The sequence below is a fragment of the Vibrio sp. ZF57 genome, assembly GCF_001691235.1.
GTDB lineage: Bacteria > Pseudomonadota > Gammaproteobacteria > Enterobacterales > Vibrionaceae > Vibrio > Vibrio crassostreae_C.
Genome location: NZ_MAKD01000117.1, coordinates 1 through 13,113, shown reverse-complemented (window position 1 = coordinate 13,113; position 13,113 = coordinate 1). Strand labels below are relative to the sequence as shown.

The window sequence follows — 13,113 nt, the reverse complement described above, 5'->3', positions numbered from 1 at the left end:
TTAATTATGACCGAATGGAAAGACGACCAGCCGATCTTTAGGCAGCTTGCCGCCAAGATCAGTGACCAAATTCTTCAGGGTGTTTGGCTAGAGCTACAAGCATTGCCCTCTGTGCGTGCGGTTGCCGCCGATCTCAAGATCAACCACCTTACTGTCATGAAAAGCTACCAGTTACTGGTGGATGAAGGCTTGGTAGAGAAAAAACGCGGCCAAGGCATGTATGTGGCCGAAGGGGCACTTCAAAAATTGAAAGAGTCCGCACACCAATCATTCATCAACACACAGATCCCAGCCATCGCTGAGACGCTAAGCATCATTGATATGAGTGTCGAAGAACTCGTGAAACAGCTAGCACAACATATAAAGGACAAGTCATGAGTACTTTACTTTCCGTGAAAAACGTAACCAAAACCTATTCAAATCAAGTGGGTGTCGAGAACATCAGCTTTGAGTTAAAACCGGGGCAAGTGCTTGGATTGCTGGGCCATAATGGCGCAGGGAAATCGACACTGATCAAATCACTGCTTGGTGGACACAGCTATCAAGGTGAGATAGAGGTTAATGGCTACCACCCTATCCACCAGCATGCAGAACTCATGCTGCACTTGTCGTACATCTCAGATGTTAACGTGTTACCCGAGTGGATGACCGTTAAGCAACTGCTTAGATACACCCAAGGTGTACACCCTAGCTTCAACAAGCAAAAAGCAGAACAGACGCTAAGCAGCACCAACATCAAGCTCTCTTCGACTATCAAGCAGCTTTCTAAGGGAATGAAGGTACAACTTCACCTTGCGATCATCATCGCGACTGACACCCAAGTGTTGATCTTAGATGAGCCTACACTTGGCCTAGATTTACTGTACCGCGATACTTTTTATCGCCATCTACTTGAGTGGTTCCACGACGGCGAACGCGCCATGATCATTGCAAGCCATGAGGTTTCAGAGATTGAACATTTATTAACGGATGTTCTGATTTTAAAACAAGGCCATTGTGTGCTGCAAAAGAGCATGGAAGACATCGAAAATGACTATTTCATTATCGAAGTCGCAAATAACCATTCAAGCGAGATACAGAAACTCAACCCACTGACCTCGCAATCAGGCCTGGGCACCACTAAGTGGTTATTGGAAGGTCAATACAAAGCGCAGGTTGAATCACTGGGTAACATCTATAACGTTGGTCTCGCAGATCTATTCCTTGCAACACAGACGGAGAAGGCATAATGCATCCAAGTTTTTACATGCTAGAAAAAGAACTCATCGAGCACAAAATTAACACTCGATTGCCTCTGTTTGTCGCGTTATGTGGTTTCTTACTGTTCGTTAGTCTGTTCTTCAATGGCGCAGCGCAGCATGAGTTTTTCTTCGAAATGCAAGTGAACGGTGACGTGAGCGACATCCACAGAGAGTTCGCACAAGACCTCAACTCAGTGATCTACTTTGGCGCGGGCCTTATTTCACTGATCCTATCAACGCTTTACATCCCTAAAACGCTGCGTAAAGAGCGCCAAGAAGGCAGTTCGATGTTTTGGAGAAGTATGCCGGTATCTAACGCAATGACTCACGGTGTGAAACTCGGCTTCGGTTTAGTGGTGATTCCGGCTATCTGTGCATTGTTAGTACTGTTCGCAGATTTTCTATTCTGGATATTGAACGTCTCAAGTGAACAACAACTGGCGCTATTGGTTGAACAACAATCTCTGTTTTATGTGCTGAGCAACTGGGTCGTGTTTTTTGGACGAATGATGTTAGTTGCACTGGTTTTATTGCCACTGGCAACCGTCACTCTAGCGATTTCGCAGCTGGTAAACTCTCCATTGCTTGTCATTTTCATCTCAAGCTATGCGATTAAGTTCCTCTCTGTCGCCGTGTTTGGGTTCTATGGCATCAATGACTTCCTATCTCTCATCGCGTCATTGCCAATGAATGTGCTCATAGCAAGCAACCCATTAAGTGCGATTGCAGAAGCGCCGATTTTATCTTTAGGTATTTACGCACTGATCGGTGTTGGTGGCTATCTACTGAGCCTAAAGCTAAATAGAACGGACGATGTGAGCTTAAAGACGCTGTTCCAACGTTAGAGTCTATCCTAAGCACGAGCCTTTATCGGGCAGTCACATCAGATATCAAAATCTAAATCAAAGCTTCTGAGAAATCGGGAGCTTTTTTATTATCAAGACGTTAACGAGTACAGGGATGCGATAACAAGGAACAAGGAACAAGGAACAAGGAACAAGGAACAAGCTTTAGTTTGGGGTAACAGGTTTAACAAACGAAGATAAACTTAGAGGAGGTATTAATGAGCTGACATTGAATTGCATTGTTGTTAATGCCTGCCAGCTCTTTGGGGATGATTTCGTTAGTCGCCGACCAGATGAAGGTCCTTGAGAGTGCTAATGAAATCGGTTTGTTGCGTTTTACATTTGATTAAGCTTTTCAGCTTTATAAAGCTTTACGATTTAAAGCTTATTTCTTTGATGCTTCTTTTGACGTGTCTTTCCAGTATTGGATACGAACGCGATGAAGCTGTGCTCTTCTCATTTTTTTCATAAGGGATATTTCCTTTTCTTTAACTGCTCTTCATGAGCTATTTTTATTGCCAACCAATCGAATCTAACGGTGTTTGATGCCCAGATCAATGATACAAATCACAAAATATATAGAGTTTTGAGTACCATTTACATCAAAGTACGACCTAGATATCAACTATGGCTCAAATCAATCCTATGAGCCGCTGTTCAAAATTAAGGTTAGTTCTCTCAGATGACAAATTCATTTCAGTATCAATACAGTTCAATGATACTAATTTAATAGACCGGACCAACGCTGATTTAGTTCCAGTGTCTTATCATTTGTTGATTACATCACCTTTAAAGTTACGGTGTAACTAAAAACACATTCAATGTGAACTAATAATCGCCACATTAGCCTATACGTTACAACATCAAAATGGGATTATGTTTGTAACGGATAGAGCTTTTGATAGAAAAAAGCCGTAATGGACCAAATTAAATAGACGTAATTAAATGGACGTAATTATGAGTAAAGTAATTCTGCAAGGGCATATTCTAGTGCCAGACAACGACCTAGAAGCAGTGACACATGCCTTGGTTGTGCACAAAGAACTGACACTAGAAGAACCTGGTTGTATTGTGTTTCGAGTCAGTCAAAGCACGCTTCAACCTAATCGCTTTGAAGTGTATGAAGAATTCACTAGCCGAGAAGCATTCGAAATGCACCAACAGCGAGTAAAAGCCTCTGAATGGGGTGAAATCTCCCAGAACGTGACACGTCATTACCAAGTCACTGATGTTCCGACATCATAATGATACATCCGCTAGCCAAACGCATCGTCACGTTGATCAAACAAGATCCCTTACGAATGAAGGTTTTAGACTGTGTCGCTCAGTTGGATTTGCCGCAGTGTTATGTCGCTGCGGGCTTTGTGAGAAACCTCGTTTGGGATCACCAGCATGGTTATGCCTCCCCGACTCCATTCAATGATATTGATGTGATCTACTTTGATCCCATTGATACCTCTTACGAATCGGATCTTCAATACGAGGCTCTGCTTAAACAACGGTTACCTGAACTGAATTGGCAAGTTCGCAATCAAGCCTGCATGCACACCAGAAATGGGGATGAACGTTACCAAGGCTCATTGGATGCGATGAGTTACTGGCCAGAGAAAGAGACCGCTGTGGCCGTAAAGCAAAGCCTCAATGGAGACATCGAATGTATTTCGTCTTTTGGTTTAGAGAGTTTGTTTGATTTGCAAATCACACCCAACCCAAAGCGTAACCGAGATATCTTTGATCAAAGAGTACAATCCAAGAACTGGCTAACCCAGTGGCCCAAGTTAACGATGAGTCACAGTTAACTAGCAGTCGAATTCAAACGCTAAAACCATTGACTAAAAGTCCAATCAGATCGAACATGCCCCACTTATTAGCTTATTAAGTTAGTAATTAACCAACTCATCAAACACGCGTGGCGACTAGCTGCTACGCTCTCTCGTCATACTGAGTAACGACCATGAACCAACAATACATGCTGCAAGCACTCGAAGCTTCGCGCCAAGCCTTACCTGATTGCCAACCAAACCCGCCAGTAGGGTGTGTTTTGGTGAAAGACGATAAGGTGGTGTCTGTTGGATACACGCAAAAAGTCGGCGGAAACCACGCCGAGGTTGAAGCACTCAATAACTATAACGACAAAACGGACGGAACAATGGAAGGGGTTACCGCTTACGTAACTTTAGAGCCATGTTCGTTTGTCGGCAGAACACCCGCTTGCGCTAATACATTGGTTAAAGCAGGTGTAAAACACGTAGTCGTGGCGATGCTAGACCCAGACCCTCGTAATAATGGTCGTGGAGTTGCCATCCTTGAATCGCACGGTGTGAAGGTAGATGTGGGGTTATGCCAAGCGCAAGTGAGCACCTTTTTAGCCCCTTACCTTGGTAAGTCCTAGATCTTAAACAGCCAGTATTAGTTCAATTTCACTCGATAAAGCGGATTGACTGGCTTATCGACAAAATACGACCAAATATGATCGTAGACGGCATGTTGGTTGGGGAACGGCGCTAACGCTTTTGCTTCTTCTAAATTACACCAGCGGTACTCGGTGTGTTCGTCATTCAGTTCAATCGCTTGGTTGGGTGGGCATAGCACTGCAAACACGGGGATTAGCTGAATCACATTCACGTGCGCCTCATAAAACTGCTCCAGAAACTGCGCGTTATACAAAGCTTCCACTTTAATTTGGGTCTCTTCTTCAAACTCGCGCACGATAGCCTGCCAGCCTGTTTCTCCCGCTTCAATCGAGCCTGCGACATGACACCAAAACTCACCTTTAACACGCTTCATTAATAGCATTTTCATTTGTCCGTCGATCTCTGAAATAGCGACACCGGAAACAATCGAAGTATTGAGTGGAATCATAACGTTACCTTAGTTTTCATAAGAGGGCAGCGAGGCTACCACCCTTGGTTTGTTAAATTGTCTTCTATGATTAAAAACGAGAAGTTACTCATCAATTAATGGTGTTCAAGCTATAACTCATGGGTTCAGTATTAACCGTCTCGCTTAGCTATCCAGTAATAGAACCATTTCTTATTTGAGGCGCTTTTCGATAAAGAGTAGAATCGCCGCCTTGTACTGTGTTTAACGTCTCTAAACATACACAGTAGACTCACAACCATTTATCACCACGATATAAGTATTAATACGACTATGCACTCATCAAAACCAACGCACGACTCAGAAAACAGCCACACACCTGAGCATTGCTTCACTCGTTTTCAACAGCCGATCGAGTCATATTCGTTGCCTGAGCGTTTCACATTCCCGTTCTACTACGAACCGCACCCACTGTGTGAAATCGCTTCTCATCAGCTTCAACAATATCTAGAAACACAAACCGACTGGCAGCATGACTTCGGACTAGATTCTGACGCTGGTCGCGGCAAAATGTTTGGTGTGTTACTGGTGAAAAGCCCAGAAGGTGAATTGGGTTACTTCTCTGCTTTCTCTGGAAAAATCGCAGACCAAAACCTACTGCCCCATTTTGTGCCACCCGTATTCGACATGTTGAGCAGCGACAGCTTTTTCCATCAAGACACAGCCGACATGATGGCTGTGAATGCGAAATTTAAAGCGCTGCAAGCAAACGCTGATTACCTTGAACTGTGCGAGCAACTGGCACAACAAAAAGCACAAGCTGAACAAGAGATTGAAGCGCAACGTTTATTAATTATAGAAGGCCGAAAAACACGTAAAGAACAACGTGAACAAGGCAAAGAAAACCTTGATGAGCAAGCTTTCGAACAGCTAAATAACGAGCTAAACAAGGCCAGTGTTGCCGACAAGAACCAGCAGAAATACCTAAAACTCAACTGGGAACAGACCCTGCAAGTGTTGCAGGCTAAAGTTGATGTTTTCACCTCTCAACTGGCTGAGCTAAAAGAGCAAAGAGCACACCTTTCTCATCAGCTTCAACACAAGTTGTTTTCACAATACGCTTTCCAAAATGCGGAAGGAAACATTGAGGATCTGAACCAGATCTTTGAAGACACCCCATACAAGATACCACCAGCGGGTTCTGGCGAATGTGCCGCTCCAAAGCTGCTGCAATACGCGTATTTGAACGGTTACACACCGCTGGCACTGGCTGAATTTTGGTGGGGTCGATCACCGAAATCGGAAATCCGTAAACACAAGAAATACTACGCGTCTTGCCAAAGTAAGTGTGTACCGATTTTAGGTCACATGATGAAAGGCTTAGAAGTCGATCCCAACCCATTGCTAGAAAACCCAGCTGAAGGAAAAGACCTCGATATCCTGTTCCAAGATGAACACATCGTTGTAGTACACAAACCAGCAGGTTTTCTATCCGTACCGGGTAAAACCATCAAAGATTCGGCTTACACACGCGTTCAAGAAATGCACCAAGATGTTGAAGGGCCATTTGTTATCCACCGTTTGGATATGGCGACCTCTGGCATTCTGATATTTGCTTTAACACGACGTGCGAACAAAAGCTTACAGAAGCAGTTCATTACTCGTGAAGTTGAGAAGCGTTACGTGGCAATGATTGAAGGTGTGCTAGAACAAGATGAAGGCTATATTCGACTGCCATTGCGTGGCGACTTGTATGACCGCCCTCGTCAGATTGTTTGCTTCGAACACGGCAAGCCTGCAGAAACCAAATGGGAAGTGATTGAGCGAAACGAGCAAACCACTAAGGTTTACCTGCACCCTAAAACAGGCCGTACACACCAGTTACGTGTTCACTGTTCACACCAAGAAGGGCTTAACATGCCTATCGTGGGTGATGGCCTATATGGAAATAAAGCCGACCGATTGCACTTACACGCAGAAAGACTTGCGCTGCACCACCCAGTCACCAAAGAGTGGATGGAATTCCAGTTCGACGCTGAATTCTAAAATCTCTCATTAGTACCGAGCTTTGATAAGGAGTCACAACCGCTTGTGGCTCCTACCTCTTTTGGGTATATCTCCACGCTTATTGCACTACATCAAGATTCACTTTGTTGTGAAGAGTAGCATGCCCACCTTCTTCTCTCCTTGAGGCCTTTGATATGTCATCAGCTGCTTTGAATTTACAACCTAACAAACTGACTTCCCCATTAATTGCAACTCAAGCACCAAGCTTGAAGCCAATTACATCCAAAAAGCCAGACTTAAACTCGGCAATGCTTAACTTAATTGAAGAAGTTAAAAACGAACTCCCACTTTACGAGTCAGAGACGTTTATCTGTGGTCCAAAAGGAAATTGCTCGGGTTGCTCTAAGAAACTACTTGAGATGGTCGACAGCGAGTTAATGTATTGGGAGCACAGTATTTCCATTGGCCAAGGCCCTAACTTCGAAGAACTGCGCCGCTTTGGTAAACTATGCAGCAGCGTTCGACGTGGTTTAGAGCGTAACGGTTTAGTCGAAAAACGCCCAAAGAAAAGATAACAAGCCAAGTCGATAATCATTACAATGTGTCGCTGGCGATTACAAGCTACACTGCTACTAACTAATTGAACTCGTTAGCTATAAAAGCAATAATGTTTTGTAATACAATTCAGTGCACAGACCGACTTCGTAGATTCGAACTCATTAGAGATAAGTTCATCGTTACTTTCACCATATTCTTGAACGACTCTATCCTTCTTGTCTGACGTGCCTTAGCCTTCTGTATAGCAATATCACACCAATTAAAAACCTATTTTGGACAACGGGAGCCACCTTGAAGAGACCACAACCAGTACTGGGAAAGACCGGTATGCTATTTTTTCTCGTCATAATAAGTGCTTTCCCTCCATTGACTATCGACCTTTACTTACCTGCGCTTCCGCAGATGGTCGAGGTGTTTAATACTGACCGATCCATGGTCAACCTAACCCTGAGCAGCTACTTCGTTACTTACGCCATCGGTCTTTTGTTCTGGGGACCGCTCAGCGAAAAATTCGGTCGTAAGCCGATCCTATTAATTGGATTAGCGGGTTATATGGTCGCGAGCATATTGTGCGCGATGACCAATAGCATCGAACAGTTAATTGGTGCTCGTGTATTCCAAGCCTTTGCTGGTAGTGCTATCACCGTTATCGCTACCGCCATTGTCAAAGATCTTTATGATGGCCGAGAACGTGAAAAGATCATGGCGACTATCATGTCACTGGTGATCATCGCGCCAATGGTTGCGCCTGTATTTGGTGCCTTTCTACTGAAAATTGCTTCTTGGCGAATGATGTTTGTCACGCTCACCATTTTTGGTGCATTTGCGTCAGTATTAGCTTGCTGCTACCGAGAAACACTCGAAAACAAATACCAAGGTTCTATATTCCGATCATGGGGAAGAATGGGCGTGGTCATGAAAAACCGCTCGTTCGTCAAGCTGCTGGTCATTTTCTCTATCATACCGATGGCGTTGATGGGCTTTCTTGCGGCGGGTTCTTATATCTACATCGATCACTTTGGATTGACCGAACAACAGTTTAGTTACGCGTTCGCATTCAATGCACTGTGCGCCTCATTTGGTCCAACAATTTACATGAAGTTGTCCTACCGAATGCCGGTTCAAAAGGTCATCTCAGGATGTTTTGCTTTATTAGCGCTTGCGGGAATCTTCACCCTAACCATTGGCGACCTGTCCCCTTGGTTCTTCATGTTCATCGCTGCACCAGCGACATTAATGGCGATCATCATGCGAGTACCGGGGACCAACTTGATGTTGAATCAACAAGATCATGACACGGGCTCTGCCGTCGCACTGATACAGTTCTTCAGCATGATTTGTGGCTCGCTTGGCATGGTATTAGTTTCAATCCGCCCAGAGTCACTGATTGAAAACCTAGGCTTTATCCAATTATCCATCGGTACGCTAGGCGGCCTGATGTGGCTAATGGTCAGAAACAAAGAGTTCGTGACTAATAAGCTGAATTAAAGCTCTCAAGCCTAATTGTCATTCACACTACAATAAACTTGAAAACCGCTATAACGAAATTAGAAACCGTCTACATAGGCGGTTTTCTTGTATTTGAAGACGTACATTGAATTTTCAAGCCATGAGTTTCACGCACAAAAAAGCTCCTATTAAGGAGCCTTCTTATCAGAGCCAGTGAGCACTCAGTTTGGTCAATTATTACTAAGCTTGAGCCACTTGACGTGCTGGGTGTTTAATAAACACAGCTACCACAGCAACGACTGCAAGCGCGAAACAGTAGTAAGAATTAGCCACGATATCCAAAGGCGATAAGTTAAATACCGAACCTAATAGCAATACCTGTGCACCGTAAGGCAATACGCCTTGAATCACACAAGAGAAGATATCCAATAAGCTGGCAGAGCGACGTAGAGAAACGTTATTTTCTTCAGCTAATTGCCGAGCCACACTACCAGACACAATAATCGCTACCGTGTTGTTTGCAGTACATAGGTTCACCATAGATACCAAGCCCGCAATACCCAACTCACTCGCACGGCCATTCGCTTGCTTAGAGTGTGAAGAGCCAAACGCACGAATCACACCACTTACCAAGCTAGTCAGGAACGCCAATCCACCTTGGCGACGCATTAGCTCACTCAAACCACCAATCAGCATCGACAGTAAGAAGATCTCCTGCATGTTGCCGAAGCCTGCGTAGATATCTTGAGCGTAATCCGTCATACCGTAGTTCTCAACAGAACCTAGGCTCACGCCACCCGCCAGCAAGATACCAATCGTCAGCACAACGAATACATTCATACCCGATACAGCAAGAATCAAAATAGTGATGTACGGAAGGACTTTCAGCCATTCAATTGGGCCTGTTTCAGGAACTTGAGTTGCTGTGCTGTTGAAAGCAAAGATAACAATCGCGATAAGTGCAGCAGGAAGTGCTATACGGATGTTCTCTTTAAACTTGTCTCTCATCTCACAGCCTTGCGAGCGAGTCGCGGCAATCGTGGTATCTGAGATGATAGAAAGGTTGTCACCAAACATAGCGCCACTTAGCACTACGCCAGCGGTTAGAGGAATACTCATACCAGCTGAGTCAGCAATGCCTAGTGCAACAGGAGCAACCGCAGCGATAGTACCCATAGAGGTGCCCATTGCTGTCGCAATGAACGCCGAAATAAGGAAGATGCCCGGTAGGATCATGCTCGTTGGGATAGCCGATAGACCAAGGTTTACCGTCGCGTCCACGCCACCAGAAGCTTTAGCCACAGCAGCAAAAGCACCCGCCAATAGGTAGATCATACACATTGCGATAATGTCTTTGTGACCCACGCCACCTAAGAACTGCTCAATCGCACGGTTCAATTTATCTTTGCTCAATAGCAACGCTAACATCACAGCAGGCAGAGCCGCAATCGGAGCTGGAAGTTGATAGAAAGCAAAATCGACGCCTTGCAGCGACAGGTAGGTACCTACGCCGATAAAAAGCGCAAGGAACACGATCAGAGGGATAAGCGCCACTGCCGAAGGGGCAATTACCGCATTAGAATTTTTCGAATTGGACATGGAACGACAACACAATAGAACAGGAAGGAGAGCAGACTAATGTCACACTTAGGACTTGTCAACGTCTAGACGTCTAAACGCCCAATTTAATGCAAAGTAATAAGCACACCATTGAACATCACATAATAGAAAAGGCTATTTACTCACCAGTAAATAGCCTTTCGAGAATAGATAGCGTTTACACAGAAACTCGCTTTTGCTTATTTAGTGCGCTTGCTAGTTTAGCTTTTTTGTTTGAACGTCACTTGGTATTCACCAATGCCTTCGTAGTGGAAAGTCGTCGGCTTATCGAAACCGATCTCAACGATACCGCAGTATGAGCCCGTGATTATCGCTTCCCCCGCTTGGAAATCAACGCCACGACGAGTCATGTAGTTAATCAGCCAGTAGATAGGGCTTGGTGGTAATGTATTTGGGTGCTTACCTGCGAACGCTTGAACTTGTTCGCCTTGAGTTACTTCGATATTGATCTCAGAAGAAGTGAATGCTTTTTCACGGTCAATCTCTGGGCCAATGAACAAACCTTGGTTTACTAGGCCGTCAGCAAGCTTTTCGTAGAACTCAGCGCCGCTGTCATCAGCAAAGCGAGACTGCATTAGCTCAAGTGCCATGTGGCAAGAACCAATAGCATCGTTGATTTGCTCTTCGCTGTAGCCTTCTTGGTTTGCAGGCAGGCTCTTAGCAAGCGTGAATGCAATTTCAGGCTCAACACGCACTACGTCGTTGTCAGCAAACAGTTCGCAAACTTCACCTTGTTGAACGCTACCCGAAAAGATAGGTGCAACAACAAACTTGTCTTCAGCCAGAGGAAGTAAACACTTCCAACCGCCGACTTTGTCGCTCTTGAGATCGATCATTGATGATTGGATCTTTAGCGCATCTTCCAAGTTGTTCGGACGGTATTGTTCGTTCAATCTTGGTGCTTTGGTTCCCGCAACGCGGCGACTTAGCAGTTCTTCAGCCGCTTGTTCAAATACATTTGTCATATAATACCACCTTTAGTTTTATGACCCGTATAATATCGGATTTATTGAGGCTTGAATAGACAATTCAACAACGATGCACCACCGAAAATTCAGCCATAAATTTTCACATATTCTAGACGCAAACAACTGAAATTATTTTGATTTAAAGAACATAAAAGCCAGTAAGTTGATTACTGGCTTTTCGATGTATTGCTGATGATTGGGCTTTACTGCCCTTTCAACGTCTTCTTCAGATTCTGCATGAAGTTTCTGAAGTGAGGCATGAAATCAACAAACAGAGGGTGTTTTCTATCTTGCATCATCAATGGACCTAGCAAGCGAATACTCACTCCTAGTCGCGCTGCTGATTGCTCGTCTAAGCCGCTGTCTTGTTTGATCTTCTCAACAATCGCGAACATATTTTCTCTGTCTTCAATTTCAAACTGCATGGTTTGCAGTTCACGATCTTCTTTGATATTCACTTCTTCGATAGTGATACGGTAGTTATTGTGTTTGCCTGTGAATGCTTTCATGTGGATCTCCTAAAATGCTTAAAAAGTGTTTTGGTTAGCTCTTCATGAATCGTTCGAGCTTAGGTTTAACCGTCATCGACATCACGACCATGATCGCAAGGCCAATGGGAAGTGCGGCAATAAATCCATTAAACCATCCACTGGTAAACGCCGATGTATCCGAAAATCCAATGTTATTTGCCGCTGTTACAAATGCCATGATGGACTCCATGATAAACGCCATAATCAATCCCACGATTAGGTTGCGAGCTTTCTCGCCGTAATTGGGCAATACCTTAGCGACCAACTTAGTCACCAAAGTCATCATCACCATGCCAATTGGCATCATAATCACGACAACTAGCGCTAACGAAGAGAGCCAGTTGCCAATGAATGCCTCACCGAACCCGACATTCATGTAAGTCATCACAGCCGTTAAACTGCCGCCAATCGTCAGCATTAAGCTCATCATGACCAAAACTTTGTATAAAACCGGTGTGCCTTTTTGCTCAGGAAGAGTTGGCGTTAGAGTTGCTTGAATCGTCATATCTATTTCCTGTCTTGAATTTACGAACAATTAAGTTGATAATGTCAACTATAAATACAGTGGTTGATAATGTCAACTATATTTCTAAGGATAGTTTATGTCTGATAACACATCGCTAGAATCAATCTTTCGTCTAGTGCACTCTTTGAAACGTCAAATGAGCGAACAGATTGAGAGCTTAGACTCAGAGATCGCACCTATGAACATTCGTGTCATGAAGATCATTACTAAGAAGTCTCCATGTACCGCTATCGATATCGCACACTTCCTAGATCGTGATAAAGCACAGGTCACTCGGCTCATTAATGCCTTGATCAATCAGGAACTTGTGAAGAAGTCTCCGAACCCGGAAGACAAGCGCAGCCAGTTATTGGTTCTGACTGATAAGGGTCAAGAGATCATGAGTAAGGTCTCGGATATCGATCGAGACATGCTGAAGAGAATGACCAAAGGCATGGCCGAAGACGAGTTAGAACAATTCAGAAAAATTGCGAAGAAAATGGCGCAGAACTTAGAAAGCTGCTCTTAAAAATAAAACTAAAAAACGCCACCGAATCGTAAGATCGGTGG

At 44.3% G+C, this 13,113-nt stretch carries 15 protein-coding genes; 10 read left to right on the top strand and 5 right to left on the bottom strand.

Going from position 1 to position 13,113, the window contains the following annotated elements; translation table 11 throughout:
* Positions 1-6: 6 nt before the first annotated feature.
* From A6D97_RS18465 to A6D97_RS18440, 6 genes are all read left to right on the top strand, one after another.
* Positions 7-378: a GntR family transcriptional regulator gene (locus tag A6D97_RS18465; RefSeq protein WP_017060587.1), complete on the top strand. Its 372-nt coding sequence runs from the start codon at positions 7-9 to the stop codon at positions 376-378.
* Positions 375-1,229: an ABC transporter ATP-binding protein gene (locus tag A6D97_RS18460; protein ID WP_017060586.1), complete on the top strand. Its 855-nt coding sequence runs from the start codon at positions 375-377 to the stop codon at positions 1,227-1,229. The genes A6D97_RS18465 and A6D97_RS18460 overlap by 4 nt, the downstream gene beginning before the upstream one ends.
* A complete protein-coding gene (locus A6D97_RS18455; protein ID WP_017060585.1) occupies positions 1,229-2,086 on the top strand; it encodes a hypothetical protein in 858 nt (285 codons plus the stop codon). The genes A6D97_RS18460 and A6D97_RS18455 overlap by 1 nt, the downstream gene beginning before the upstream one ends.
* Before the next feature lie 957 nt (positions 2,087-3,043).
* A complete protein-coding gene (locus A6D97_RS18450) occupies positions 3,044-3,331 on the top strand; it encodes an antibiotic biosynthesis monooxygenase (protein ID WP_017060584.1) in 288 nt (95 codons plus the stop codon).
* Positions 3,331-3,885, top strand: a complete 555-nt coding sequence (locus A6D97_RS18445) for a nucleotidyltransferase family protein (RefSeq protein WP_065584995.1) — start codon at positions 3,331-3,333, stop codon at positions 3,883-3,885. The genes A6D97_RS18450 and A6D97_RS18445 overlap by 1 nt, the downstream gene beginning before the upstream one ends.
* A gap of 155 nt (positions 3,886-4,040) precedes the next feature.
* The gene (locus tag A6D97_RS18440) at positions 4,041-4,478 is read left to right on the top strand and encodes a bifunctional diaminohydroxyphosphoribosylaminopyrimidine deaminase/5-amino-6-(5-phosphoribosylamino)uracil reductase RibD (protein WP_017060582.1); all 438 of its coding nucleotides are present in this window, start codon (positions 4,041-4,043) and stop codon (positions 4,476-4,478) included.
* Positions 4,479-4,495: 17 nt separating this feature from the next.
* Here A6D97_RS18440 and A6D97_RS18435 read toward each other — a convergent pair whose 3' ends face one another.
* Positions 4,496-4,948: an NUDIX domain-containing protein gene (locus tag A6D97_RS18435; protein ID WP_016769103.1), complete on the bottom strand. Its 453-nt coding sequence runs from the start codon at positions 4,946-4,948 to the stop codon at positions 4,496-4,498.
* A 291-nt stretch (positions 4,949-5,239) separates the two neighbouring features.
* On the opposite strand from A6D97_RS18435, the gene A6D97_RS18430 reads away from it, so the two are divergent.
* The 3 genes from A6D97_RS18430 to A6D97_RS18420 all read left to right on the top strand — a co-directional run bounded on the left by A6D97_RS18430 (position 5,240) and on the right by A6D97_RS18420 (position 8,959).
* A complete protein-coding gene (locus A6D97_RS18430) occupies positions 5,240-6,952 on the top strand; it encodes an RluA family pseudouridine synthase (protein WP_065584994.1) in 1,713 nt (570 codons plus the stop codon).
* 155 nt (positions 6,953-7,107) lie between these two features.
* A complete protein-coding gene (locus A6D97_RS18425; RefSeq protein WP_017060579.1) occupies positions 7,108-7,488 on the top strand; it encodes a hypothetical protein in 381 nt (126 codons plus the stop codon).
* A 310-nt stretch (positions 7,489-7,798) separates the two neighbouring features.
* Entirely contained in the window at positions 7,799-8,959 is a 1,161-nt protein-coding gene (locus A6D97_RS18420; RefSeq protein WP_065584993.1) for a multidrug effflux MFS transporter, read from the top strand.
* 201 nt (positions 8,960-9,160) lie between these two features.
* On the opposite strand, the gene A6D97_RS18415 is transcribed toward A6D97_RS18420, so the two are convergent.
* The 4 genes from A6D97_RS18415 to A6D97_RS18400 all read right to left on the bottom strand — a co-directional run bounded on the left by A6D97_RS18415 (position 9,161) and on the right by A6D97_RS18400 (position 12,543).
* Complete coding sequence (locus tag A6D97_RS18415) at positions 9,161-10,519, bottom strand: Na+/H+ antiporter NhaC family protein (protein WP_065584992.1); 1,359 nt, start codon at positions 10,517-10,519, stop codon at positions 9,161-9,163.
* Positions 10,520-10,740: 221 nt separating this feature from the next.
* Positions 10,741-11,505 carry a hydratase gene (locus tag A6D97_RS18410; RefSeq protein WP_065584991.1) on the bottom strand — a complete coding sequence of 255 codons (765 nt, stop codon included), beginning with the start codon at positions 11,503-11,505 and terminating at the stop codon, positions 10,741-10,743.
* A gap of 206 nt (positions 11,506-11,711) precedes the next feature.
* The gene (locus A6D97_RS18405) at positions 11,712-12,017 is read right to left on the bottom strand and encodes a DUF3861 domain-containing protein (protein WP_065584990.1); all 306 of its coding nucleotides are present in this window, start codon (positions 12,015-12,017) and stop codon (positions 11,712-11,714) included.
* Positions 12,018-12,051: 34 nt separating this feature from the next.
* Positions 12,052-12,543, bottom strand: coding sequence for a DUF2798 domain-containing protein (locus A6D97_RS18400; RefSeq protein WP_065584989.1), 492 nt, complete (start codon positions 12,541-12,543; stop codon positions 12,052-12,054).
* A gap of 97 nt (positions 12,544-12,640) precedes the next feature.
* On the opposite strand from A6D97_RS18400, the gene A6D97_RS18395 reads away from it, so the two are divergent.
* Positions 12,641-13,072 carry a MarR family winged helix-turn-helix transcriptional regulator gene (locus A6D97_RS18395; RefSeq protein WP_065584988.1) on the top strand — a complete coding sequence of 144 codons (432 nt, stop codon included), beginning with the start codon at positions 12,641-12,643 and terminating at the stop codon, positions 13,070-13,072.
* Positions 13,073-13,113 lie beyond the last annotated feature (41 nt).

Bases quoted from the DNA above. Each gene is read 5' to 3' on its own strand.
- A6D97_RS18465 (WP_017060587.1), top strand. From the start codon at position 7: ATGACCGAATGGAAAGACGACCAGCCGATCTTTAGGCAGCTTGCCGCC.
- A6D97_RS18460 (WP_017060586.1), top strand. From the start codon at position 375: ATGAGTACTTTACTTTCCGTGAAAAACGTAACCAAAACCTATTCAAAT.
- A6D97_RS18455 (WP_017060585.1), top strand. From the start codon at position 1,229: ATGCATCCAAGTTTTTACATGCTAGAAAAAGAACTCATCGAGCACAAA.
- A6D97_RS18450 (WP_017060584.1), top strand. From the start codon at position 3,044: ATGAGTAAAGTAATTCTGCAAGGGCATATTCTAGTGCCAGACAACGAC.
- A6D97_RS18445 (WP_065584995.1), top strand. From the start codon at position 3,331: ATGATACATCCGCTAGCCAAACGCATCGTCACGTTGATCAAACAAGAT.
- A6D97_RS18440 (WP_017060582.1), top strand. From the start codon at position 4,041: ATGAACCAACAATACATGCTGCAAGCACTCGAAGCTTCGCGCCAAGCC.
- A6D97_RS18435 (WP_016769103.1), bottom strand. From the start codon at position 4,948: ATGATTCCACTCAATACTTCGATTGTTTCCGGTGTCGCTATTTCAGAG.
- A6D97_RS18430 (WP_065584994.1), top strand. From the start codon at position 5,240: ATGCACTCATCAAAACCAACGCACGACTCAGAAAACAGCCACACACCT.
- A6D97_RS18425 (WP_017060579.1), top strand. From the start codon at position 7,108: ATGTCATCAGCTGCTTTGAATTTACAACCTAACAAACTGACTTCCCCA.
- A6D97_RS18420 (WP_065584993.1), top strand. From the start codon at position 7,799: ATGCTATTTTTTCTCGTCATAATAAGTGCTTTCCCTCCATTGACTATC.
- A6D97_RS18415 (WP_065584992.1), bottom strand. From the start codon at position 10,519: ATGTCCAATTCGAAAAATTCTAATGCGGTAATTGCCCCTTCGGCAGTG.
- A6D97_RS18410 (WP_065584991.1), bottom strand. From the start codon at position 11,505: ATGACAAATGTATTTGAACAAGCGGCTGAAGAACTGCTAAGTCGCCGC.
- A6D97_RS18405 (WP_065584990.1), bottom strand. From the start codon at position 12,017: ATGAAAGCATTCACAGGCAAACACAATAACTACCGTATCACTATCGAA.
- A6D97_RS18400 (WP_065584989.1), bottom strand. From the start codon at position 12,543: ATGACGATTCAAGCAACTCTAACGCCAACTCTTCCTGAGCAAAAAGGC.
- A6D97_RS18395 (WP_065584988.1), top strand. From the start codon at position 12,641: ATGTCTGATAACACATCGCTAGAATCAATCTTTCGTCTAGTGCACTCT.